The 24,662-nt window shown below is 59.4% G+C and carries 22 protein-coding genes; 8 read left to right on the top strand and 14 right to left on the bottom strand.

Annotation, left to right across the window (positions count from 1 at the left end; translation table 11 throughout):
- Positions 1–67 precede the first annotated feature (67 nt).
- The 3 genes from gatB to QM647_RS11050 all read right to left on the bottom strand — a co-directional run bounded on the left by gatB (position 68) and on the right by QM647_RS11050 (position 4,440).
- Positions 68–1,585 carry an Asp-tRNA(Asn)/Glu-tRNA(Gln) amidotransferase subunit GatB gene (gene gatB / locus QM647_RS11060; protein ID WP_414995570.1) on the bottom strand — a complete coding sequence of 506 codons (1,518 nt, stop codon included), beginning with the start codon at positions 1,583–1,585 and terminating at the stop codon, positions 68–70.
- A 209-nt stretch (positions 1,586–1,794) separates the two neighbouring features.
- Complete coding sequence (locus QM647_RS11055; RefSeq protein WP_414995569.1) at positions 1,795–2,727, bottom strand: hypothetical protein; 933 nt, start codon at positions 2,725–2,727, stop codon at positions 1,795–1,797.
- Positions 2,728–2,757: 30 nt separating this feature from the next.
- Positions 2,758–4,440, bottom strand: coding sequence for an AIPR family protein (locus tag QM647_RS11050; protein WP_414995568.1), 1,683 nt, complete (start codon positions 4,438–4,440; stop codon positions 2,758–2,760).
- A 327-nt stretch (positions 4,441–4,767) separates the two neighbouring features.
- Between QM647_RS11050 and QM647_RS11045 the strand changes: the two genes are divergently transcribed.
- A complete protein-coding gene (locus QM647_RS11045) occupies positions 4,768–5,298 on the top strand; it encodes a hypothetical protein (RefSeq protein WP_414995567.1) in 531 nt (176 codons plus the stop codon).
- 171 nt (positions 5,299–5,469) lie between these two features.
- On the opposite strand, the gene QM647_RS11040 is transcribed toward QM647_RS11045, so the two are convergent.
- Positions 5,470–5,916 (bottom strand): glycine zipper 2TM domain-containing protein, encoded by a 447-nt coding sequence (locus QM647_RS11040; RefSeq protein WP_414995566.1) that lies wholly within the window; start codon positions 5,914–5,916, stop codon positions 5,470–5,472.
- A 157-nt stretch (positions 5,917–6,073) separates the two neighbouring features.
- Here QM647_RS11040 and QM647_RS11035 point away from each other — a divergent pair, with 157 nt between their 5' ends.
- The 3 genes from QM647_RS11035 to QM647_RS11025 all read left to right on the top strand — a co-directional run bounded on the left by QM647_RS11035 (position 6,074) and on the right by QM647_RS11025 (position 10,630).
- Positions 6,074–7,273, top strand: a complete 1,200-nt coding sequence (locus tag QM647_RS11035; protein ID WP_414995565.1) for a ricin-type beta-trefoil lectin domain protein — start codon at positions 6,074–6,076, stop codon at positions 7,271–7,273.
- 158 nt (positions 7,274–7,431) lie between these two features.
- Positions 7,432–9,237, top strand: coding sequence for a long-chain-acyl-CoA synthetase (locus QM647_RS11030; protein ID WP_414995564.1), 1,806 nt, complete (start codon positions 7,432–7,434; stop codon positions 9,235–9,237).
- A 7-nt stretch (positions 9,238–9,244) separates the two neighbouring features.
- Entirely contained in the window at positions 9,245–10,630 is a 1,386-nt protein-coding gene (locus tag QM647_RS11025) for a protein adenylyltransferase SelO family protein (protein WP_414995563.1), read from the top strand.
- On the opposite strand, the gene QM647_RS11020 is transcribed toward QM647_RS11025, so the two are convergent.
- The 6 genes from QM647_RS11020 to QM647_RS10995 all read right to left on the bottom strand — a co-directional run bounded on the left by QM647_RS11020 (position 10,627) and on the right by QM647_RS10995 (position 17,083).
- Positions 10,627–11,760 carry an endoglucanase E gene (locus QM647_RS11020; protein ID WP_414995562.1) on the bottom strand — a complete coding sequence of 378 codons (1,134 nt, stop codon included), beginning with the start codon at positions 11,758–11,760 and terminating at the stop codon, positions 10,627–10,629. The two genes, QM647_RS11025 and QM647_RS11020, sit on opposite strands and share 4 nt — an antisense overlap.
- 112 nt (positions 11,761–11,872) lie before the next feature.
- Positions 11,873–12,475, bottom strand: coding sequence for a hypothetical protein (locus QM647_RS11015; RefSeq protein ID WP_414995561.1), 603 nt, complete (start codon positions 12,473–12,475; stop codon positions 11,873–11,875).
- Between the two features lie 113 nt (positions 12,476–12,588).
- Entirely contained in the window at positions 12,589–13,512 is a 924-nt protein-coding gene (locus QM647_RS11010; protein ID WP_414995560.1) for a glutaminase, read from the bottom strand.
- A 2-nt stretch (positions 13,513–13,514) separates the two neighbouring features.
- A complete protein-coding gene (gene bla, locus QM647_RS11005) occupies positions 13,515–14,450 on the bottom strand; it encodes a class A beta-lactamase (protein ID WP_414995559.1) in 936 nt (311 codons plus the stop codon).
- Positions 14,447–16,534: a prolyl oligopeptidase family serine peptidase gene (locus QM647_RS11000; protein WP_414995558.1), complete on the bottom strand. Its 2,088-nt coding sequence runs from the start codon at positions 16,532–16,534 to the stop codon at positions 14,447–14,449. Before QM647_RS11000 ends, bla begins: the two co-directional genes overlap by 4 nt.
- A 102-nt stretch (positions 16,535–16,636) precedes the next feature.
- Positions 16,637–17,083, bottom strand: a complete 447-nt coding sequence (locus QM647_RS10995; RefSeq protein ID WP_414995557.1) for an SRPBCC family protein — start codon at positions 17,081–17,083, stop codon at positions 16,637–16,639.
- Positions 17,084–17,180: 97 nt separating this feature from the next.
- Here QM647_RS10995 and QM647_RS10990 point away from each other — a divergent pair, with 97 nt between their 5' ends.
- Complete coding sequence (locus tag QM647_RS10990) at positions 17,181–17,876, top strand: DUF1345 domain-containing protein (RefSeq protein WP_414995556.1); 696 nt, start codon at positions 17,181–17,183, stop codon at positions 17,874–17,876.
- A 1-nt stretch (position 17,877) separates the two neighbouring features.
- Here the strand turns inward: QM647_RS10990 and QM647_RS10985 are convergent, their stop codons facing one another.
- Together QM647_RS10985 and QM647_RS10980 are read right to left on the bottom strand one after the other, a co-directional pair.
- Complete coding sequence (locus QM647_RS10985; RefSeq protein WP_414995555.1) at positions 17,878–18,339, bottom strand: response regulator; 462 nt, start codon at positions 18,337–18,339, stop codon at positions 17,878–17,880.
- Between the two features lie 11 nt (positions 18,340–18,350).
- Positions 18,351–19,856 (bottom strand): ATP-binding protein, encoded by a 1,506-nt coding sequence (locus tag QM647_RS10980; RefSeq protein WP_414995554.1) that lies wholly within the window; start codon positions 19,854–19,856, stop codon positions 18,351–18,353.
- A 272-nt stretch (positions 19,857–20,128) separates the two neighbouring features.
- Between QM647_RS10980 and QM647_RS10975 the strand changes: the two genes are divergently transcribed.
- Positions 20,129–20,599, top strand: a complete 471-nt coding sequence (locus QM647_RS10975) for a response regulator (RefSeq protein WP_414995553.1) — start codon at positions 20,129–20,131, stop codon at positions 20,597–20,599.
- Between the two features lie 51 nt (positions 20,600–20,650).
- Complete coding sequence (gene rnr / locus QM647_RS10970) at positions 20,651–23,056, top strand: ribonuclease R (protein WP_414995552.1); 2,406 nt, start codon at positions 20,651–20,653, stop codon at positions 23,054–23,056.
- Positions 23,057–23,067: 11 nt separating this feature from the next.
- On the opposite strand, the gene QM647_RS10965 is transcribed toward rnr, so the two are convergent.
- A complete protein-coding gene (locus tag QM647_RS10965) occupies positions 23,068–23,580 on the bottom strand; it encodes a DUF805 domain-containing protein (protein ID WP_414995551.1) in 513 nt (170 codons plus the stop codon).
- Between the two features lie 75 nt (positions 23,581–23,655).
- Entirely contained in the window at positions 23,656–24,225 is a 570-nt protein-coding gene (locus tag QM647_RS10960; protein WP_414995550.1) for a hypothetical protein, read from the bottom strand.
- 203 nt (positions 24,226–24,428) lie between these two features.
- Between QM647_RS10960 and rpmG the strand changes: the two genes are divergently transcribed.
- Positions 24,429–24,596, top strand: a complete 168-nt coding sequence (gene rpmG / locus QM647_RS10955) for a 50S ribosomal protein L33 (protein WP_018079812.1) — start codon at positions 24,429–24,431, stop codon at positions 24,594–24,596.
- Positions 24,597–24,662 lie beyond the last annotated feature (66 nt).

The following is a 24,662-nucleotide window of genomic DNA, read 5'->3' as shown; positions in this document are numbered from 1 at the left end:
GGGCTAATCCTTCACTCCTCCCCTGCGCAGCGGGGGAGGTGCCCGCTCAGCGGGCGGAGGGGGCCTCTTACAGCCCCAGCTTGGCCTTCAGCAGCTCATTGACCGCCGCCGGATTGGCCTTGCCGCCGGTGGCCTTCATCACCTGCCCGACAAACCAGCCCAGCGCCTGCGGCTTGGCGGCGACCTCGGCGGCCTTGTCCGGATTGGCGGCGATGATTTCGTCCACCGCCTTCTCGATGGCGCCGGTGTCGGTCACCTGCTTGAGGCCGTGCTTCTCCACGATCTCGGCCGGCGTAATAGCGCCCTTGCCTTCCCACATGTGCTCGAAGACCGTCTTGGCGATCTTGGAGGAAATCACATTGGTCTCGATCAGCTCCACCAGACCGGCGATATGGGCGGGCGGCAGCGGCGAGTCGACGATTTCCTGACCGTCCTTGGCCAGGCGCGCCAGCAACTCGTTGGTCACCCAGTTGGCCACCAGCTTGGCGTCACGGCCTTTTGCGGCGGATTCATAATAGTCCGCCCGCGCCTGATCGCTGATCAGCACCTGCGCATCGTAAGGCGAAAGCCCGTACTGGCTGATGAAACGCGCCTTCTTGTCGTCCGGCAGCTCCACCAGATGCTGGCGGATGCTTTCGATCCACGCCTCTTCCAGTTCCACCGGCAACAGGTCCGGATCGGGGAAATAGCGGTAATCGTGCGCCTCTTCCTTGGACCGCATCGAGCGCGTCTCGACCTTCACGGCGTCGAACAGGCGTGTCTCCTGCTCGATCACGCCGCCGTCTTCCAGAATCTCGATCTGACGGCGCGCCTCGTACTCGATGGCCTGCTGCATGAAGCGGAACGAGTTGACGTTCTTGATCTCGCAGCGCGTGCCGAACTTCTCGCCCGGACGGCGCACCGAGACGTTGCAGTCGGCGCGCATATTGCCCTTTTCCATGTCGCCGTCGCAGGTGCCGAGATAGACCAGGATGGTGCGCAGTTTCTTGAAATAGGCCACCGCTTCGTCCGAAGAGCGCAGGTCCGGCTTGGAGACAATCTCCATCAGCGCGGTGCCGGCACGGTTCAGGTCGACATAGGTCGCATTGGGGTCGAGATCGTGGATCGACTTGCCGGCGTCCTGCTCCAGGTGCAGCCGCTCGATGCGCACGGTGATCGGCGGTGTTCCCTCTTTACCTGGGCCATCCAGCTCGACCAGCACCTCGCCCTCGCCCACGATCGGGTGGAAGAGCTGCGAAATCTGATAGCCCTGCGGCAGGTCAGGATAGAAGTAATTCTTGCGGTCGAAGCGCGAGAAACGGTTGATCTGCGCCTTGAGGCCCAGACCGGTCTTCACCGCCTGCTCCACGCAATACTTGTTCAGCACGGGCAACATGCCGGGCATGGCGGCGTCAACCAGCGAGACCTGCTCGTTGGGGCCCGCGCCGAAGCCGACCTTGGCGCCGGAAAACAGCTTGGTATTAGAAGCCACCTGCGCATGGACTTCGAGGCCCATAACGATTTCCCATGGCCCTGTGCGGCCCATGATCAGCTTTGAAGGATCGGCCACACGGCCGGAATCGAGAGGAGAAGCGGTGTTTGTCATAGGGTGGATATAGCGGGTGATACTGATGGCATAAAGGGGTAATTCGCATACAGAATGAAAAACAAAAACGTCCTGTTAGCACCCCAGAGCGGACATCGCGAGGTCGAGCCGATAGGCGGCCTGTAAGCAGACATTGCGGCGGTCCCAAACAATCTACTGCCAAGTTAGAGCCTCCGGCAATCTCGGAGTTGTTCACTGCACCTTTGTCGTCATCGGTACAGAGCCCGAAGCTCCGCAGTAATAGACGCGGGGCTTTGCTCAACCCTACGGTATTCATTTCGCTTATACTCTGCACTAAGCGTGGGCGGCGATTTCCGAAAAAACAGTCGCTCCTTTGAATAAATTTGCGTGAGCTCATTTACCTGAGCAACAGCCTTTGCGCTCACTTGAAGCACGTGAGTGGTGATGCCAAGGCCACCACGCTCGAAGTATAGATATGCGCAAAGATCTGGAAGTAACGGCACAAATGCATCCCCCATCAGGTCAGCCACACACTGAACTCCTCGGCCTCGCCATACCAATGGACGTGTAAATATCGTGTCGTATAGGCCATCTCCAAAGCAAAACTCCGATTCACTTGAATGTAGAAGGAGCAATTTACCTGAGTTACATTTTTTTAGGTCGATGTCTTTCGCGTGCCGCCAGAAATGTGAAATATTCGCCTTCCCCGTTTCTTCGTCAGATCCGAGGCCAAAGGCTTCGCCGACATGCGAATAATGGCAACGAAATGCCGGGCTACGGATCAATAGAGAGAAGCAAAGCATCACAATTTGATCTGCTATCTCTGGATCGAATGGGATTCCCAACAACTCCCTATCTTCGCCAAGCAGTTTCGCAGCAATGAGCTTTAATATCGGTGGCCCGCTATTGTCGACTTCATCGAACTCAGGTTCAAAGGTGTGATTCCACGGGCTGGTTCCAAAGGTTATTTTGTGGCCGCCGCGTTTCTGTGCGTAGCCTTTTTTGGAGCCATTCTTAGAAGGCCTCCTCCGGTCGATATCGCCAGCGGGGCTAATACATGAAACATACTCCTCCTGGTCTCCCCAAAGGCGCTGCAGCCCCTTTGGCCACCAGTGATCCGCAGTAGTGTTAACGTGGTATGGATATGAACGTCCCTGCAATCCCTGAGGATGGTCTGACAAGTCGAATCCCCTTCCGCCGAGTAATGGCAATTATGTTGACGAAACATCATCATAAATTATTTTGCAGTTGTTCGGCCCCTTGAACAAAACTGCTAATGCCTTGCTGGGAAACTTTTCTTCCAAAACATGTACAATTTTTGGGTACACTTCGTTACATGCGGCAATCACTTTATCTTTATACAAGTGATCGAAATCGTTGATCGATCGATCGATCATACCGTTACCCAATTTTTTGAAGACCGATGCGGCGATGGCTCGATTGCCATGAATTAGCACTCCCCAACTGTACCCGCTTTTCTTAATCGTATTACCCTTAGTGTCAGCAATCCATTCATCGATAGCTCGCATAACTCTAATGGCATTAAACGCCCTAGCCCCGGTCGTGTTGGGGTTGAAAACCGACTTATATGGAGCTTTGGCTAAATCATTGAAAAATCGACCGATCCCCGTCTTAGCTGCAACCGAAAGGGACGTGTCGGATGACGCGCAGGCTAACGCTGTTGTAACTTCGATAAGATCACAGGAGGTTGGCGACGAAATGAAGTCACCGCTACGATGAAATTGGTAGTCGACCCCTTCCATCGCCATCTCAGATTTAATCTTCGCCTGCACAGGATCATCAGAAACGAAATCGCGCCCCTCAACCCTATTCTGTAGGTTGTTAGTACGGGTAACATCGGCGCCGAATTTTTCGGGAGCATCTTTCAAGATCACAATTCTGATTGATACCTTCACTTTACCGAGGGCTTCATCGTCTACCCGGGCTAATGTGCTCACGGTTTGAGCACCATTGACGATAGAGGCCCCCTTTAGTTCGAAATTGCCTGATAAATGCGATGCTGCGGCGGCAGGAGCCCGTGTCGCATCTTCAGCTATCAGCGTGATGCCATTGTTGAAATACCAAAAATGCTCTGGCTCACTGGTGGCAGTCGCGCGAATTTGCAGATTCACGTCGGTATCGCCAAGTGCATGCCTAATATTTTTTGCGACCAAGCGCTTCCCGTGAGCCCCCCACCATGCTTTTAATTGTGCCCCATCGATAATACCGAAATAGGCGCTATGCGGATGATTTACCCGAGACCAATCCAGGAGAGTCGCGGACAGATTAATTTTCCCGACGGTTCCTTCGCTCGAAAGCCCCGCAAAAACCTCGTTCATCCCTATCACTTCGAAAGTGGCAATACCGTCGTCCTCGCCTTCGTTCAGTTCGTTCAAAAGTCGAGTGATGTTTCTGGTCCCATGTGGAGCAATGACACTTGCACCGGTCGAAGCCAAAATTATCCTGATCGTAGTTCCAGGCTGCATTAATGCATTCGAGATTGTCTCGACTCTCGGCTTCAGCCGATCTCCGAACGCGTCTAGATCGCCCTCGATTAAGTCTTTGATGCCACCAGCAAAAGATGAAATGTCTGTGGCTGACGGTTCGCCCGTGCCCGATTGAATCCATTTTGATTGAACAATTACAACCTGCTTCTCCGAGGGATCGTAGAACGCTCCATCGACGCAATTGTCGTCACCACCATCCCAGACGGCGGACGAAGCCTCGGCCTCCGAACAGCCGGTTGCACTGTAAATTGCGAAAGCCGCTAGACACCGAGTTAGAATCTTTAAATCCCTCTCTGGATCGGTCGCTCCAATACCATGCAAATCCAAATCGCTTTCGAACAAGCTACGAATCCGATTTTGCATTTGACGAACACGGAGACTGGACATTCTATCTGGTGCCTTCCCTCGTTTACCAACGAGATATATGGAATCATTCAACTATATTAGACGGCTAACGTTGCTTCGCAATCGGTAATTGCATTTTCCGCTCGTGGTCAATTAATCAGTTCTCACGAAAGAAATCGGTTGCGATTACCTTTCTAGTTGAAGGTGGAGTCAGCGTTCTGGTGGGAGATTATTGTAGCAGCGCAAACTTATGTTTGACGCTCGAAGCCTAGTTCCGCTTCCGACCTCAATCGAATAATGACTGTTGACCGCTTTGGGCCAATAGCGGCAATTTATCCCCTCCCCTAAAAACGCCCCCATCATTTCCTGATGGACAGTTCTGACGACACCACCGCCGACCTTTCGCCGCTTGAACAGCGGCGGATGCGGCTGCGGGCCTTTGCCGACCGCGTGCTTGAGGCCGTCGAAGCCCTGCCCATGCCCAAGACCGCGCTTGATGGCGAACGCACCCTGCGCGCCGTCACGGCCTGTGACCGGATGCTGATCCAGATTTACAGCCGGGTCACGCCCCTGCAACAGCAGCCCATTACCCATCCGATCGGCCGGAGCGTTTGCGCGCCTGTCACCTGCCCTGCCACTGCGTCGGTCATGTCAAATCCGATGAAAGCGATGCCGGAGGCGACAGCCGAGGCCGAAGACAACGCCCCGTTCGTCTACCGTTTCGATGATGACGGCGTCGATGAACTGCCGGAAGACGCGGCCGAAGCGCTTGAGCCGGAACCGGTGTCGGAAGCGGCCCGCACCGCGCTCGATCTCGAACGACGCGCCAACGAAATTTTCGCCAAGTATCTCGCCGCCATTGCGGAAGATAAGGAAAACGCCGGCACCGACCCGCCGTAATGCCCCGTCAGCGAGAAGCCCCTTCCGTCACGAACTTCGCCGCGCCACCTCCCCCGCTTCACCTAGAGGCTCGCAAGGGAGGAGAAAATAGAAAGCCCCTTCCGCGATCTGCGAAAGGGGCCAAAGGCACATATATCTTATGGGTGCAGGGTCCGCGACCCTGCCCCTGCTTTAGTGGCCGCGATAACGCAGCACCTTGCCCTTCGAGATATAGTAGTAGTTCATGCCGGCCGGGCGGTCCTCGAAATAGACCACCTTGTGATCGGCTTTCGGCGCGGGCTCATACTCACCTTTGGTGAAGACGTAGTAGTTGGCGCCACGGCAGCGCACCTTTTCTTTCGAGTTCTTGCCGATGACATAACCGGCCGCACCGCCGACCGCTGCGCCGACCACGGTCGACTTGGTCTTGTCGCCCTTCTTGCCGAGCAGGTTGCCGGCGATGCCGCCCGCCACGGCGCCGATGGCGGCGTCCTTGCCAGCCAGGTCGGACTTCTTGACGTAGCAATAGCCGTCATAACGGCCTTGCGCCGAGGCGGCCAGGGGGGCTGTGGCCCCGGCGATCAGCGAAAGAGCCCCGGCGGCGAGGGCAAAAACCTTGAGGGATGTGAAGCGTGTCATTGTGGAAACTCCATGCGCAAAATGGCTACTTGGCGCGAGATATCGGGAAACATTATGGTATTTGCGTGACGCATGAGTAACGAAATCCCGGTTTACAAGCGTCGTTTTGTCTGACAAAATACCATTAAACAGACAATTCAAAAACCGGGAGACTTCCATGAAACGCCTGATCGGCTGGCTGGCCATCGCCACCACCTGCCTCTCCACCTCTGCGCTTGCCCAGACAAATCCCCCAACTGGCCAGTTATCCATCGGTTCAAAATTTGTGGCTGGCGCCTGCCTGGAAAGCCGCGCAACTGACGGCACCTTCGTTGTCAACAAGTGCAGCGCCCAGCCAGAGCAGGGCTTGCGCATGGATGACCAGACCGGCCTAATCTATCAGGGTGACAACCAGTGTCTCGCCGCCGTGGAAAAGGGCCAGCCTCTGGCGCTCAAGCCCTGCGCCGATGTGCCAGAGCAAAAATGGAGCTATGAAGCGGACGGTACGCTGAAAACCGATTCCGGCCTGTGCGCCGATATCCTGAATTTCCGCAAGGACCCCGGCACCCCCGTCATCGCCTGGGACTGCAACGCCACCGACAACCAGAAGTTCTTTGCCGTCAATATGAGACGCTCCGCCAGCCAGATGGCCGCTGCGGCAGCCGCCCCGAAAGCCGCCGCTCCGGTCACCAGCGGCCAGCCGGTGATCGCCAGCTATTTCGTTTCAGGTCGCTGCTTTGCCATCACCGGTTCCAAGTCCGAGCTGGAATACGACAACTGCGATCGCAAGCCAAACCAGTCGTTCCATTTCAAGGTGGGCAACAGCGGCGCGATCGTCCAGGGCGATTTATGCCTGACCGCGGTGATGCGGGGCGAGCCTTTAGCCCTGAAGCCTTGTGCCGGCAAGCCGGAACAGGACTGGGCCTTTACGGAGGATGGCTCCCTTCGCAACCGCGCTGACCTTTGCGCCGATATCCTACGCTTCGATGTACGCGTCCATACCTCGGTCATCGCCTGGGCCTGCACCGGCACAGATAACCAGAAATGGTATCCGGCGGTCGCCGTCGCTGCCGGCACCTACGCCCCCGCCGCCGGTATCGCCGATGCGGTGAAGGCGGACGGCGCCATCACCACCGTCTCGACACAGGCAGGCTGGTCGACTGCCAATCTGACCGCTTCCGGAGGCAAGTCCCTGTCGGCCGAGGACGGTAAAATCACCGGTGGCCAGAACGAAACCATCATTGTTGGCGGCGCGGGCGTGCAATTGTCGCGCTTCGGCGGCCTGGCCGGCAATGGCGTGAAGGGCGCCAACGCCTCGCTTCTGCCTGCCAACTGGGGCTTTTTCTCCGGCGATACAGCCGGCCAGATCAACCAGTAACATGCTCCTGCGGAAAGCCGCCACGGTGCGGCTTTCCGCTACGTCTGCGTCAGATAAAATATCGCCTGACACGAATTTGCGCTTTACCGGTAACGATTCAGCGATAGGTTAAGGAGATAGTAAACGGCGAAGGCCGAAATGTACCGGGAGCATAACGCATGGGTTTTGTCGCCAACATCAAGCGTGACACCGTATTCCTCAAGCGCCTGCTGCGAATCCTGAAGTGGGTCAAGCCGGTGAAGCCGGAATCACACACACTGGTCTGCGATGAATTCGAAGAGGTGGTGGCGAAGTTCCCCAACAACCTGGCCATCAAGTTCGAGGATAAAACCCTCACCTACCAGCAGCTCGATACACTGGCCAACCGCTATGCCCACTGGGGCCGTCAGCGCGGCCTCAAGCCCGGCGATACGGTCGCCCTCTTCCTGCCCAACCGGCTGGAATATTTGGCCATCTGGCTGGGCCTGAACAAGATCGGCGTCATCACCGCCCTGATCAACAACTCCCTGACCGGTTCCGGCCTCGCCCACTGCATCAATATCTCGGTGGCCAGCCTGACCATTGTCGATCAGACCACCCGTCCCTGCTTCCAGGAGGTACAGGACCAGATCGAGCGCCATCAGGCCCTGTGGGTGCTCGACCTGTCGCGTGATGACGAGACCGAGAACTGCCGCAGCCTCGATGCCGCCCTGAAGGGTGTCTCCTCCGTCCGCCCGGACCGCAGCTTCCGCAGCCACCTCACTGCCCACGATATCGCGCTCTATATCTACACATCCGGCACCACCGGCCTGCCCAAGGCGGCGAAGATCTCCAATGCCCGCGCCGAACTCTACATGCGCGCCTTCGCCGGCCTGACCGAGATGAAGCCGACCGAGAAGGTCTATTGCGTCCTGCCGCTCTATCACGCCACCGGCGGGCTGTGCGCGGTCGGCGCCGCCCTGCTTAATGGCGCCGGCGTGGTGCTGAAGCGCAAGTTTTCCGCCAGCCAGTTCTGGCACGATGTCCGCTACGAGGGCATCACCCATATCGCCTATATCGGCGAACTGTGCCGCTATCTGGTCAATTCGCCGCCGGCGCCCAATCCGGAAGACGAGACCAAGCATAAGGTGCGCATGGCCTTCGGTAACGGCATGCGGCCGGAGGTGTGGGATAATTTCAAGGCGCGCTTCCGCATCCGGGAAGTCATGGAGTTCTATGGCTCGACCGAAGGCAATGTGTCGCTGTTCAATCTCGACGGCCATTCCGGCGCCATCGCCCGCGTGCCGAAAATACTCAAGAAGAGCTTCAATGTCCGCCTGGTGCGCTTCGATGTCGAGAGCGAGATGCCCGATCGTCAGCCCAACGGCCTGTGCTATGAATGCAAACCCGGCGAGATCGGCGAGGCCATCGGCCAGATCGCCGGCGACGCCCGTCACGCCTATTCCGGCTACGCCGACAAGGCCGCCAGCCAGAAGAAGATCCTGACCGATGTTTTCAAAAAAGGCGACCAGTGGTTCCGCACCGGCGACCTGATGCGTCAGGATAAGGCCGGCTATCTCTATTTTGTCGACCGCATCGGCGATACCTTCCGCTGGAAGGGCGAAAACGTCTCGACCTCGGAGGTGGCGGAATATTCCGCCGCGGCGCCCGGCGTCGAGGAGGCCATCGTCTATGGCGTGCCGGTGCCCAATCATGACGGCAAGGCCGGCATGGTGTCGATCATCCAGCGCGAGGGCTTTGATCTGAAAATCTTCAAGAATTTCGTCGATTCCAAGCTGCCGGTCTGGGCGCGGCCGCGTTTTGTGCGGATGCTGCACGACGCCGAAACCACCGGCACTTTCAAATACAAGAAGATGGACCTGATCAAGGTCGGCTACGACATCACCAGGACCACCGATCCGATCTTTGTCTGTCATGGCGATGACTATGTGCCCCTGACGGCGAACCTGATCAGCGATATCGAATCGGGCAAGCTGCGGTTATAAGCCGCCCATGGATTACCGCCCCGCCCCTCGTCTAGCGCATAGCGCCCTGGCCCTGCACGATCCGGTCAAAGCCGCCGATTTCCCGCAGACGATCCTGCGTTATCGTAACCACAGGGCGGCGCAATCGGTCGGGTTGGAAAGTCTGAGCGATGCCAAATGGATCGGCCATTTCGGCCGCTTCCAGCCTTTGCCGGATAACCAGCCTGTTTCGCTGGCCCTGCGTTATCATGGCCATCAGTTCCGCCAGTACAATCCCGATCTTGGCGATGGCCGCGGCTTCCTGTTCGCGCAGTTGCTGGACGACCAGGACCGCCTGCTCGATCTCGGCACCAAGGGCTCCGGCACCACGCCCTGGTCACGTGGCGGCGATGGCCGGCTGACGCTCAAGGGCGGTGTGCGCGAGGTCCTGGCCACCGCCATGCTGGAGGCGCTGGGCGTGCCGACCTCGAAGTCGTTTTCCCTGATCGAGACCGGCGAGCAGCTGGTGCGTGGTGACGAGCCCTCGCCGACGCGGTCTTCGGTCCTCGTCCGGCTGAGCCACAGCCATATTCGCTTCGGCACCTTCGAGCGGCTGGCCTACCGCAACGAGGTCGAGACCATGCGCGATCTGGTGGCCTTCGTCCGCACCAACTACTACCCGGAGTGCAAGGATACAGCGGCCCTGTTCGATGCCGTGGTAACACGTACCGCCCGACTAGCCGCCAGCTGGATGGCGGCGGGATTTGTCCACGGCGTGCTCAATACCGATAATATGAACATTACCGGCGAGAGCTTCGATTACGGCCCCTATCGCTTCCTGCCCTATTACGATCCGCACTTTACCGCCGCCTATTTCGACCACAGCGGCCTCTATGCCTATGGCCGCCAGCCTGACGCGGTCCTGTGGAACCTGGGGCAGCTCGGCCGCTGCCTGACCCTGATCACCGAACCCGAGCCCCTGATCGCCAGCTTCAATGATTTCAACGCGCGTTACGAACACGAACTCGGCCTGGCCACCTGCCGGCGCCTCAATCTGATACCCCAGGCTGACAATGCTTCCCTCGCCGCCGCGCTTTATGATTTCCTCGCCACTCAGCGGAGAGACGGCAGTTTTGAAGGCGTGTTTTTCGACTGGTTCGGCGGCACGATCAGCGAAGAGCGGGCGCTTTCCGGTCCGCGCGGCGCGTCTTATGCGGGTCCGGTCTTTGACACCTTTGCCGGTGTCCTGAAGACCTATGCCACCGCCGCACCGGAAAAGCTCGATCATCCGCGCCTCAAGAGGCCCGATCCGGAAACCCTGCTAATCGACGAGATCGAGGCCATCTGGGCCCAGATCGCCCTGGAAGACGACTGGTCGCTGTTCGACGCCAAGCTTAACGCTATCGAGGATTATAGGCAGGCCTTGGCCCTTTAGTGGCCCTGCCAAAGCTCCGGGTGGGCGTCGATATAGCTGATCAGGGCCGCCGCCACCATACGGTGATCCGCCAGGCTGCCATGATAATCACAACCCGTGCCTTCCAGTTTACCGGGCGTGGGTACAAATCCAAGGGATGGAATACCAATCCGCCGAGCTTCTTCGGCGTTCGCAGCTTCATCGGCAAGTATGGCTTGCCTTGTCTTCTCGTCGGTGATCTTGCTGATATCCGGCCCCCACATCAGGAAAGCCGCCTGCGGGTAACGAGTATGCAGTGTAAAGGCGAAGGCACGAAGCGCCTTTCTGTATTCGGTCTCAAGAGCATCCTGCGTTTTCCAGATTTCATCAGCCGTCAATGGCGTGGCAAGATCCGCGTTCAGTTTGACCATGACAATCTGGGGCTGCCAGCCGTCACTTTCATAAGGCACAGTCTTATCGAGCAGAACGAATGGATAGACTTTTGACATCGCATAGTCGGGTGAGAAGCCGCCGTAATTACGGATCAGGCCGCGCCCGGAAATGGCATTGATCTGGTAATCCGCGTCAAAATGCTTGGCCGTCAACGCGGCAAAGCCTTGCTGGGTATCGGTGGTCAGACGAATTTCCTCACTGGTGCAGGTCCGCGTTGTCGAACGGTTGCCATAACCGCTCATCGAGGAATCGCCAATAAACTCGATCTGTCGGGCCCGCGCCGTTACCGGCAGGACTTTTTCATCCGCCGGTATGTAGAAACCATCAAACATCGCCGCGTGATCGATGCTTTCGGTGACCTTCTCCACCCTGACCTGATGCATACCCGGCGTCAAATCACCGACTTCCAATCGCCCCTCACCGGGTTGCGCGATCTTCACCAGCGGCAGGTCATCGATCAGCAGGCGGTATTCATTCCACGGATCACTGAAAGCCATATAAAGCTTCTGCCCCTCGAAACGGCTTTCAAAATAGACGCCCGGCCACTGATGCTCATAGGCCACGCCCCCACCCGGCATGGGATGCGCAGCCGCCCGCCCGCCGACATGAACATCCAGCACCTGCCTGTCCGCCGGCACGGCCTCAATCGACTTTACCGTCTGCGCTTCGGCCACTCCGGCGCAAAACAGCAGGCAGCCTGCAAGGATCACCTGACGCATCATCCCTCCCTTATACGCCACGTACGCTAAACCACAGGCTGTTCAATCACAACCAAAAGACGCCGGATGGAATATCCATCCGGCGTCTTCAGCATGCCCCTCTCAATTCAGCTTAACGACGGTTCCAGCGGCCCCGGTCTTCGCGATCCGGGTCGCGTCGATAATCCCCCTGGTCGGCATCGCGGGCATAGTAGCGTTCACGTTCGTTGTAGCGATCGCGCTCATAATCGCCTTGGCTGTAGTAATAGTCGCGCGCGTCGTCGCGACGGTATCCGCGGTCCCGGCGGTGTTCACCATAGCGCGCCTGGTTCTCACGGCGCACGTCGCTGTCATCGGCGCGGCGATAGTCATTATACTGGTAGCGATAATCGGGATCGCGGTTTTCCCAGTTCTTGCGATGGCCGGCACGATGGCGATCTTCGCGTTCGCTATTGGCGCTGCGATAGCCCGCGCGTTCCTCGCCGTAGCCCGGCACCAGATCCTGGCGATAATAGGCGTCCTGCCCGCGATCATAGCGGTCACGGCTACGGTAATCGTAATCGCGGTCATACCGGTCATCGCGACGGTCGCGCCATTCCTGGCTGTCCTCGCGCAGGCTGCGCTGGACGCTGACATCGTCGCTGTCGCGCTCCCACGGTGCGACCTGGGGCGTATAGGCGCGGCCCGACATATTGGTTCCGCCGGTATTGTCGTTGATATTGTAATTTCTGGGCATAGGACTCTCCTCGCCACCAGTCGTGGCGTCTTGTCAGATGTCCAAAGAGTCTAGGCCGCCCCCTGTAAGATTGGCATCCCGATGGCACGGTCAGCCATAAAGGTTTGGCAAAACTAAAGTACCGAGCAATTGGTTAGCTGGGAGAAGTATTCCAGCGCTGCCGTACCGACGACACTGGAGCCGAACCTGTCCAGTTCCGGCGACCAGACCGCGATGGTCGCCTGTCCCGGCACCACCGCCACTATGCCGCCACCGACACCGCTTTTCGCCGGCAGCCCCACGCGATAGGCAAAGGAACCGACGCTGTCATAGGTGCCGCAGGTCAGAAGCAGCGCATTGAGGCGGCGGGTCAGGCGGGACGGGAAGATGGTCTCTTCAGCAATGGGCGAGAAACCGTCCGCCGCCAGGGGCAGGCCGGCGCGCGCCAGCTGACGGCAGGTGACGGTGATGGCGCACTGGCGGCAATAGGCGGCAATCACCGCCTCGACCGTGTGTGTTATGGTGCCGGCGCCGCGCATCAGATTGGCGATGGCACGGTTCTTGTGGGCGGTGTCGATCTCGCTCTGCGCTACAGCGGCATCGATCTCAAGCTGTGAGCCGCTCAGCATGCCGATAAAGTCGCGCACCAGCTGCTCCGGCGCCTGGACCGTATCCAGCAGGATATCGGTGATCGCCAGGGCGCCGGCATTGATGAAGGGATTGCGCGGCACGCCCTGCTCGTATTCGAGTTGCGAGAGGAAATTGAACGGTGTGCCCGAAGGCTCCTTGCCGACTCGCGTCCACACCTCATCGCCGATCTGGTTCAGAGCCAGGCCGAGCGCGAACAGCTTGGTGATCGATTGCGCCGAAAACGGCTCATCGGCATCGCCAATCACATATTCGCGGCCGGAAACGGTGCAGACGGCCATGCCGAACTTGTTCGGATCGACGCCGGCCAACTGCGGAATATAGTCGGCGCGCCGCCCCTTACCGAACTGCGGGCGCACCATCAGCGCCACCTCGGCCAGCACGTCATCGATCGAAACACCTGATTTCATGGTCAGGACGATGCGCTGGATGCCTCTGCCTTGTCCAGTGTTTCGACGAAATTCAGCGTATCGAAAACCAGCCGGGTGATGTCGGCAATGACCGCATAACGACTATCGATATCGAGCGTGCCGCCGGAAGTATAGATCGACAGGAAGACGGGCGGTTTATTGGGGAGCCAGACGACGGCGACATCGTTTGTGGCGCCATTGGCGCCGGTGCCGGTCTTGTCGGCCACCACCGCGCCCTTGGGCACGCCGGCGCGAATGCGGGGGTTGCCAGTGGAGGTGGCAACCATCCAGCCCTTCAGCAATTGGAGACTATCCGCTTTCAGGACTGTGCCGGTAAAGACGGTGCGCAGCAGATTACTCATCGCCTCCGGCGTCGTGGTATCCTGCACGTCGCCGTCGATATTGCTGTTCAGCGACGGCTCGTTTCGGTCCAGACGCGTAACCGCATCGCCAAGCCCGCGAACAAAAGCGGTCAGGCCCGCCGGTCCGCCGATCAGCGGCAACAACAGGTTGGCCGCCGTATTGTCGGATAGCGAGACCGCCGCCGAACACAGCTCGCCAATGGTCATCTGCCCCCTGGCGAGATTGGCGGTCGTGGTCGGGGCGTATTCGAGCAGGTCCTTTTTGCCGTATTTGATCGGGTCGGAAAGCTTGAGCTTGCCTTGATCGACCTGTTGCAGGATGGCGGTCGCCAGCACCCATTTGAAGGTCGAGCACATGGCGAAACGCTCGGTCGACTGGAGGCTTAAATTTCCATTCGCTTCGGCATTGGCGCTGGCCGTGCCGGTCAGGGCGGATACCCCGATCCGGCCGCCATGGCGTTTCTGGATTTCGACCATGCGCTGGGCAAACCCAAGCGCCTGCGTCACTTTTTCAGAACAGCCGGCCAGAGCCAGCGCTGCCCCGCCACTGAGGATGAGACTGCGCCGGGAAATCATTTTGCACCTTCGGACTTGTCGCCAATATGGGTATCCAGCCAGTTGAAGACCGTATCATGCCACTTGATCGAATTGGCCGGCTTCAGCACCCAGTGGTTTTCATCCGGGAAGCGCAGGAACTCGGATTCGATGCCCTGGCGCTGGAGCGCGGTAAAGGCGCCAATGCCCTGCTCGACCGGGATACGATAATCCTTATCGGAATGGACGATCAGCATCGGCACCGACCAGTCCTTGGCGTGCAGGGCCGGATTGAAGGTGTCGTACTTGGCCGGATCGTCATAGACCACACCGCCCTGCTCCCATTCCTCGAACCACAGTTCTTCGGTGGAATAGCCCATATTGCGCGCATCAAAGACGCCATCGTGCGAGACGAGGCATTTCCACGGTTGCTTCCAGTTACCAGCGATCCAGTTGACCATGAAGCCGCCATAGGAGGCGCCGAGCGCGCAGGCCTTGTCGCCGTTCAGGAACTTGTACTTGTCGAGCGCATAGGCCCAGCCCTTCTGCAGGTCTTCCAACGGGCGATCGCCCCAGTGCTGTGAGATGGCATCCTCGAAGGCCTGACCGTAACCGGTCGAGCCATGGAAATCGATCATCACCACCGCGTAGCCGGCACCGGCATAGGTCTGCGGGTTCCAGCGGTAGGACCAGCCGTCACCGAAGGAGCCCTGCGGCCCGCCGTGGATCAGGAAGGCGACCGGGTAAGACTTGCCCTCTTCGTAGCCGACCGGCTTGATGACATAGCCGTGGACATCCTCGTTGTTCCAGCCCTTGAAGCTGAACTGCTCGTACGCGCCGGTGGTCAGGCCATCGAGCACCGAATCGAACTTCGTCAGATTGGTGGCGCCATCGTCAAGGAAGGCGGTTTTCGGCTTGGCCTGATAGAAGGTCGAGGGGCGTTTCAGGCTGTCCTGCAGGAAGACCATACCGCGTGGGGTTTCGGCATAGGCGCTGGTGTGCCCCCCCTTGGTCAGCGGCGTTACCTTGCCGGTCTTGACATCGACGCGGAACAGGATGTGCTTGCCGACATCATCGGCATCGACCAGCAGGCTCTTGCCGTCTTTCGCCCATTGCATGCCGGCGACCGAGCGATCCCAGTCGGGCGCCAGTTCGCGCACCTTGCCGCTATCATCCATCAGCATGATGCCGAAACGGTCAGCCTCGAAGCCGGGGCGCTTCATGGCGAGATACGCCACGGTCTTGCCATCCGGCGAAACGCGCGGCGTACCGTCCCAGGCCTTGTTGTCGGCCGTGTGATCCGTCCACGCACCGCCGGTGACCGGCACGGAATAGATGTCGAAATTAGTGCTCCACGGCTCGGACTTGCCGGCCTCGCGCGCCGAGAACCAGACAGTCTTCGAATCCGGGCTGATCGTATAGTCGCCTTCGTCGCCATATGGCTTGGAGGGCACGTCGCCATCATAACCATCGGTCAGGGCCACGGCGTCGCCGCCGGCCGCCGGCACATAGAACAGGTGATTGCGCGTGCCATCGGCCCAGGTGTCCCAGTGGCGGACGAAGATCTTGTCGTAGACCGTGCCGGAAGACTTGTCGGCCTTGCGATCGGTCTGCTTCTGCACGGTGCAGGCAATCTCGCTGCCCTTGCATTCGGGGAAAACAGCCAGACCGACAACGATGCCCTTGCCGTCCGGCGTGATCTGGTAGGCCTGCACGTCGAGCGGCAGTTTCGTCACCTGGGTGGCGGTGGCCCCGGTCAGGTCGGTCTTCCACACCTGGTCGGTGCCACCCTCGCCGCGGCCGGAAATGAAGTAGATCGATCCATCCGGGCCGAACTGGGCATTGGAGGCGCCGCCATCGGAAATGGCCAGCCTGACCTCGGTCTTTTCGGGCTGCGTCAGGTCCTTCAGCCAGATCGAGGTCACACCCTTGTTCTTTTCCAGATCGGTGGCGCGTACGCTGAGCACGGCATAGCGGCCGGTCGGATCGAGCTTGAAGCCGCTGATGCGATCGAGCTTGACCATATCGGTATAGGTCAGGGGTGCCGCGTGTGCCACGCCGCACAGGGCCGCCAGGGAAACGGAGCCCGCCAGCAAGGCAGCAGTGAGTTTGGATTTGAGGAACATGGACCAACCTGTGTCAGTTGTTACGATTGGTACGTGTTAAAGCCCTCTTTGGCGCGTCTGTCGAGCGCCGGGGCGAAAAGATTGCCGAATTTTAATGTTCGGTCAGACCGTTTCCTTGGCCAGCAGGGCGCGGATATTTTCCATCGTCTGGAGGGTCTGCTTCGGCAGTTTCATTTTGAACAACGGCGTCATCAGCTTGGCCATGAAGGAATGCGGCGTGATATCGATGAAATGGGTCAGGCGCGTCCCTTCACCACTCGGCTCCATGCGAAATTCGACAATGACCTGCATCATCTTGTCATAGTACCGGTAGGCCATATGGCTGTCCTGCTCGTAGGCGGTGATCACCCCGTCCATCAGGCCATGGCGGCCGCCCTCGCAATAGGCATAACGCAGCTTATCGCCCACCTTGTTCGGTCCAGAACTCTGTTTCGCGACCCCCTCACAGCGTTTCAGCCACAGCGGCACCTTGGAATAATCGGCAAGCAGGGAAAACACCTCGTGCGGCGACTGCGGCAAATCAATACCATGCTGAAAACTGATCGTCATGAAAGCGTTCGGTTCCTCCCCGGGATGAGACATTTGACAAATGCCAGGACGAGGAGCGTAACATAGGCCCGCCAACTGACAAGCTTTTAGATATAGTATGACACCTGCAAAAACCGGCGTGCTCAACCTGCTCGTCATCCGCTATCTGCGCCAGAAACCGCAACTGCTCCTCTCGGTCGCCATAGGCCTGATCGTGCTTTTCGCCTGCCTTTTCCTGACTCACCTGAAGGGAATCACCGCCGCCCTCATTGCTTGGAACAGCTTTACCGGGCTCTATATCGGGCTGGCGCTTCACGCCATGCTGACGGCTGATCACGAAAGTCTGAAAAACCACGCCCACCTGTACGACGATGGCGAATGGACCATCCTGCTGCTGTCCATCCTGGCGGCGATCTTAAGCTTCGCGGCGATCGCCGGCGAACTGGCCACCGCCCAGAGCGTCAGCCCGGCGGAGCGGGTTTGGCATATCGGCCTGGCGGGCCTGACCCTGGTCACCTCATGGACCTATATCCACCTGGCTTTCGCCTTTCATTACGCGCACGGCTACTATGCCGAACTGCCGCGCCATAATAACACACCCAGCCTGAACTTCCCCGGCACCAAAACGCCGCACTATATGGACTTTCTCTACTTCGCCTTTGTCATCGGCACGTCCGGCCAGACGGCGGACGTCGATTTCGCCAGCACCGACATGCGACGGATCGGCCTGATCCACTGTGTCTCGGCCTATCTGTTCAATGCCACTGTCCTGGCCCTGACTATCAATATCGCCGCTTCACTGATCTCCAAATAGCTCAGCTCTGGTCCGCCACCGGCAGGACAGCCAGCATGAAGAAAAACTGCTCGATCGAGCGCACCACATCGGTAAAGTTCTCCAGGTTGAGCGGCTTGACGATATAGGCATTGGCGTGCAGGTCGTAGCTGCCAGCGATATCCGGCCTGGCGGCGGAACTGGACAGGATAATCACCGGGATATGACGCAGGGCGTCATCGGCCTTGAGCGCCGTCAGCACGTCCTTACCGCTCATCATCGGCAGGTTGAGGTCGAGCAGAATCAGGTCCGGCAGGCGAAGGTTCGCGTACTCCCCTTCCCGACGCAACATGGCCATCGCCTTCTCGCCGGTATCGGCGACCGTCAGATTGTTTTCTATCTCGGCCTGCCGGAAGGCGCGCGCCGCCAGCAGGGCATCGCCGCGATTGTCCTCGACCAGCATGATTTCTGCCGGACGGCCTTCACGAATAAGCAGATTGGCCATGGCCTGTTCTCCTATGCGAAACGGTCTGCGCTGACCCGATCCAGTGGCTGCGGTGTCTTGGGAATGGTGAAGAAGAAGGTGCTGCCGGTATCCGGCTCGGAGACGGCCCAGATACGGCCGCCGTGGGTCTCGACAATCTTCTTGCAGACGGAAAGCCCCAGACCGGTCCCCTGGATCTTTTCCCAGTTATGCAGGCGCCGGAAGGGGTCGAAAATCTGTTCCAGGAAGGCCTCATCGATGCCCATGCCATTGTCGCGCACCGAAAACTGCCACTCGTCGCCCTCATCCTTGCAGCCGACATGGATGACCGGCAAGCGACGCGGCTTCTGGTATTTTATCGCATTGGTGATCAGGTTCTGCAACAGCCGCATCAGTTGCACGCCATTGCCCGAAATCACCGGCAGGGTGTCGTAGGTGACCACCGCCTGAGTTTCACGCGTCAGGCCGCGCAGGTTTTCCAGCACGTGCGCCAGCTCAACGCGCAGGTCCACAGTGGCGAAGCGCGCTCCTTCCTTGTCCAGACGGGCATATTCCAGCAGGTCCTGGACCATGTCGCGCATGCGGGCGGCCGAATCACCGACGATTTTCAGGTATTCGCGCCCCTCATCGTCCAGCCGGTCGGCATAGTCGTGGGCGATGATCTGGCTGAAATTGAGCACCATGCGCAGCGGTTCCTGCATGTCGTGCGAGGCGACATAGGCGAAGCGCTCCAGTTCGGTATTGGAATCGGTCAGGCGCCGCAGCAGTTTCTGACGCGCGACCTCGGCCTGCTTGGCACGGGTGATATCGCGGATGATCCCGGTATAGTGGCTCTTGCCTTCCACATCGAACGTGCTGACCGAAAGATCGGCGGCAAAGCGACTGCCATCCTTGCGCCGGGCGTTCACTTCGCGCGCCCCCGCATCGATCGGCAGGTATTCGCTGACATAGCTGGCATGTTCGCTGTAGGTCGGATCCGGCATCAGCAGAGAGATCGGCTGACCGATGACCTCCTCGGCCGGATAGCCAAACATGTCCTCGCAGGCAGCATTGAAGCTGCGGATGCGGTCGTGTTCGTCAATGGTGATGATGCCGTCGAGCACATTGTCGATCACCGCGCGGCTGTTTTCCTCGCTCTGGTGATACAATGCCTCCAGCCTGGCATTGGCCTCGCGCAGCTGCGCCGGACTGGGCAGGGTCAGGGCCTCCGGCATCAGACGGACGATCATGACCAGGGTGGCGATGGAGGTCACGGCTGTGGCGGCCTTGACCCAGCCTTCGAAGATATAGTTGGGATGCCACAGCACCCAGATGCTCAGGAGGTGGGTGCAGCCGCACAGCAGGATAAAGGCACCGAACAGGATGAAGACGCGGCGGAAGGGCATGTCCCGGCGCTTGCGGATGAAGTAGACCAGGGCTAGCGGAATGCCGAAATAGGCCATTACGATGCCGAGATCGGACAGTATGTGCAGCCACAACACCCCCGGCTGCCACAGGAAGCAGTAGCCATGCGGCATGAACTGATTGGTATTCATCATTCCGTGATCCACGGCGTCCGCCCTACTGGTTATGCATGCCGCCCCCGCGGCGCAGATTTCGACATCTCACTCTACGCCATCTTACTCTGGGTCAACGTCACACTATACGCCCGGACACCCGCCGCTGGGAACGCATTTTTGTAACAATGCACAACCTCTATGTTGCAGTCTAAGTGGCGAATTTCAACTCACTATTTCGCGGGAAATTGGCTTGCACCGGCGGTGAAAATAACCACATATTGCGTATAGCGGACAGCAGGTGGGAGAGTCGCATGACCACGATCGCCGACAGGATCAGAACAGCGCAGGTTTTGCTGGTTGAAGACAATCGCGGCGACGCCGTGCTGACGCGGCGAGCCTTCAAGCGCGCCAATCTGTCCAGCGACATCGTGGTGGCGGAGACTGGCGAAAAGGGCCTGAGTATCCTGCGTCGCGAGGGTGAACATGCCGAGGCGCCGCGTCCAGACCTGATCCTGCTCGATCTCAACCTGCCCTACATGCACGGTCAGGATTTCCTGCAGACCGTCAAGCAGGATCCGGATTTCAAGCGCATTCCGGTGATCGTGCTTTCGAGTTCCGGCGCCGACATGGATGTCACCGCCAGCTATGACCATCACGCCAATGGCTACATTACCAAGCCGCTGGATGCCGACACCTATGACGATATCGTGGCGCGCATCGAGCAGTACTGGTTCACCCTGATGCAGCTACCTCCCGATCACCCGGCGCCAGCCTATAGTTAAATCTTTGGCGGGGGATGGTTTCACGTTTGAGTCTGGCCTACATTAGAGGCAATGACAAAGCTCCCCCGCATTCCGCGCGCCAATAAAGCCCCTCATCTCCAGACACCTGCTGTGCCCCGGCCTCCCAAGGGTCTGCCCGACGACCAGACCCTGCTCGATGCCCTGGCGGCCTCGCGAGAGGTCGATGTCGGTGATCTGGCCAAGCAGTTCGGTCTCAAGGGCGACGACCGGCGCGCTTTGCGCCAGCGTCTGAAAGCGCTCAGCGAGGCCGGCAAGCTGCACAAGAGCGGCCGCAAATCCTTCGGCGCCCTGGGCGCCCTGCCCGATACCGGCGTCTGCGAAGTGGTCGAGCGCGATATCGATGGCGAACTGTGGGTCAAGTGGGGCAAGTCCGAAGCCAAGAACCCGGCGCCGCTGGCCCGCCTCGCGCCCCTTAAGCCCTCCGCCGCCCAGACACCGCCGGCCATGGGCGACCGTATCTATGTCCGCTTCGAGCAGACCTCGGACGGCTGGGTGGCACACCTGATCAAGGTGCTCGACCAGGGCGCGCCGAAACTGGTCGGTGTCGTGCGCATCGGCCGTCAGCGCAAGGGCGCCACGGAATACCGGCTGGAATCGGTCAACCGCAAGGAAAAGGCGAGCTTCACCCTGACCGGCGGCAATCTCGACACGCTGGAAGACGGTGACGTGGTGATCGCGGCCCCGGTCGGCGGGGTCCACAAGTACGGGCCGCAGCCGGCGCGCGTGCTGGAGGTCATCGGCAAGGAGGACAGCCCGCGGATCGCCTCGGTCATGGCCATTCATAGCCACGGCCTGCCGATCGGCTTCCAGTCGAGCACCGAGGACGAGGCCAAGTCCGCCGAGGCGCCAAAGCTTGGCAAGCGTACCGACCTGCGCGACCTGCCCTTCGTTACCATCGACCCCGTGGACGCCAAGGACCACGACGACGCCGTCTATGCCCATGCCGACGAGGACGAAACCAATCCCGGCGGCCATGTCGTCTGGGTGGCGATTGCGGACGTGGCCTCTTACGTTACCTCCGGTTCGTCGCTCGACCGCGACGCCCGCGACAAGGGCAATTCGACCTACTTCCCTGACCGCGTCGAGCCCATGCTGCCGCATGTGCTGTCCTCCGGCCTGTGCTCTTTGCAGGAAGGCGAAAACCGCGCCACGCTGGCCGTGCGCATGGTCTTCAACGCCGCCGGCAAGAAGATCAGCCACAGGTTCGTGCGCGGCCTGATGCGTTCGGCGGCCAAACTCTCCTATGAGCAGGCGCAGGCCGCCATAGACGGCAATCCGGACGACAAGACCGGCCCGATCCTCGATGCCCTGCTGAAACCCCTGTGGGCGGCCCACGCCTGCCTGACGCGCGGGCGCACGGTACGCCAGCCGCTGCACATCACCTCGCCGGAGCGGCGTGTGAAGCTGGATGGCGAAGGCAATGTCATCTCCATCGAACAGCGCGTTTCGCTCGACGCCATGCAGCTGATCGAGGAGATGATGATCCAGGCCAATGTCAGCGCGGCCGAGGAACTGCAAAAGCATAAAACGCCGCTGGTTTACCGTGTCCACGAAACGCCTTCGCTGGAAAAGGTCGGCAATCTGGCCGATTTCCTGCAAACGATTGGATTACCCTGGAACAAGGGCGAACCGCCGCGCACGGAGCGTTTCAACGCCCTGCTCGACAGCCAGAAGGACGGCCCGCACGCCGAGATCATCAACGAGGTGGTCCTGCGCACCCAGATGCAGGCGCACTATTCGCCGGAAAACTACGGCCACTTCGGGCTCAATCTCGACAACTACGCCCACTTCACCTCGCCGATCCGCCGCTATGCCGACCTGATCGTCCATCGCGGCCTGATCCGGGCGCTGAAACTGGGCGATGACGGCCTCACCGACTACGAGATCAAGACGCTCTCCGATACCGCTGAGCACATCACCGCCACCGAGCGCCGCTCCATGCAGGCCGAACGCGAGGCCATCGAGCGCTATGTGGCGGCCTTCCTGCACGACAAGGTGGGCGCGACCTTTGCCGGCCGAATCGTCGGTGTGACGCGCTTTGGCCTGTTCGTGAAGCTCAATGATACCGGCGCCGACGGCATCATCCCGGTCTCCTCTCTGGGCAATGACTATTTCGTTCATGACGATGTGCAGCACGCCCTGATCGGCGAGCGGAGTGGCGAGCGCTGGCGTCTCGGTCGGCAGATCGAGGTGGAACTGACCGAGGCCATGCCGATCACCGGCGGGCTGGTGTTCAAGATGCTGAGCGAGCCGGAAGCGGCCGATCCCAACGCGCCGAAACCCCGCCTGGGCGTACGAGGCCGGGGTCCGGGCTACCAGACACGCGGAAAAGGCCCGCAGAAGGCCGGTTTCCGCGACAAGACGATGAAGTCCGGCGGGCCCCAAAACGGACCTAAGCACGGCGTCAAGAACATGAAGAAAAAGAAGAAGCGGTAGCCCCTACCGCTTCAGAACACGTTCGCCTGAGCCGTGCCGGAAGGCGCGCCATAACGGTTGGCGCCCGGCGTGCCCTCGCGGTTCATCTGGTAACGCAGGAAGAGGTTGAATGCGACGATCGGCAGGATGATGATTATCCCCGCCAGGCCGCTGCTATCGCCAAACCATTTGCCCACGGTCGGTCCCAGGCTGGCCGACGACAGGCTGTAGAACACGAATACTGCCACGAAGGCGAGCACGATCAGCATGACCACCGGGCTCATGATCAGCAACTTACCGGACATGTTCACGTCATGCAGGCGCCTGATCATGACCTGTAGAAACCGATAGCGGTAGTATAACAGCACGATGGCGCCAATAATATACGCGCCGGCACCGACCAGCGGATCTATCGAAACAGCGGCAACCGTGCCCGCGATAAACAGACCAACCGGAATGAGGCAGAAGAAAAAATGCCGCCAGCGTTCCTTGCGATAATCCTTGAGCGCAATACGGCCTTGCGTGTTCCACGACAGATTGATCATGACTCCCCCCTCCGGTGCCCGCTTTTCGAGCAGCCCGCTTATATGCAGCCTACGAATGGCTGTAAAGCGGCCCGCTTAGCGGAACGTATAGCTCTGCTTCATCAGGGTCAGATCGCCGCCGGAGGCGCGCATGGACAGCTGTTTGATCCCGGCATCGAGCTGGATATCATGGCTTTCCATGGTCTGCAGCCCCGTCAGCGGATTGGTGCCGTAGAGATCGAGCGTGACGCGATTGCCGTTGTTCCAGTGGAGGCGCAGGTCAAAGCTTTCGCCGGGCTTGGGTGACAGGCCATAGGCCTGCACCACCTCTTCGCCGCTGCCCCCCACCTTGGTCACCCTGGCCTGCAATTTACCGTCCTCAGTGGGCGTGAACGTCAGGGCCGCCGCCTCGCCGGCCTCATCGTCGATCGACAGACCAAAGGCCGCGGTCGTGCAGGTCTCGTCGGCGCATTTCAGCCGCACCACCAGGTCGACGCGCGTCACATCGGTCAGCGGATCGGACTGCGCCGTATTGGTCTTGCCCGGATCGGCGCTAATGCTTACCGGCGCTAGCGACTGATAGCCCGTAGGGTGTCCTTCGGCGAAGGCCGAGCCTGTGAGACTCAAGGTGACGAGGGCAAGTCCGGCGGTCAGGAGGCGTTTCATTTGGGCTTTCAGGTTCAAAACTGTGTAAATCCGGGGCAGATAGCTTGACCTTCACGGCAAAAATGCGTCTATGGCGGCCTGTCAGCGAAAAAACGTCCTCCCGGCGCATTTGTCCATTGACTTATGACGTTCTGTGAGTATTTTCCGCGCTCCTGATTTTATTCGCGCCTTGTGGCGCATCCGAACGTTAAGGACTTTACGTCATGGCAAAGCCAGCCTCCATCAAGATCCGCCTGAACTCGACGGCGGACACCGGCTTCTTCTACGTGACCAAGAAGAACGCCCGCACGAAGACCGAAAAGATGGTGCTGAAGAAGTACGATCCGGTCGTGCGCAAGCACGTTGAATTCAAGGAAGGCAAGATTAAGTAATCTGCCTTTTGCAAGTTTGTCCTTCAGCATCCCCCCGCTGAAGGGCTTTTAAGGAGCCGCGCCGGA

Source organism: Asticcacaulis sp. (assembly GCF_047605585.1).
Taxonomy (GTDB): Bacteria; Pseudomonadota; Alphaproteobacteria; order Caulobacterales; family Caulobacteraceae; genus Asticcacaulis.
This window is presented reverse-complemented; position numbering and strand designations above follow the sequence as displayed.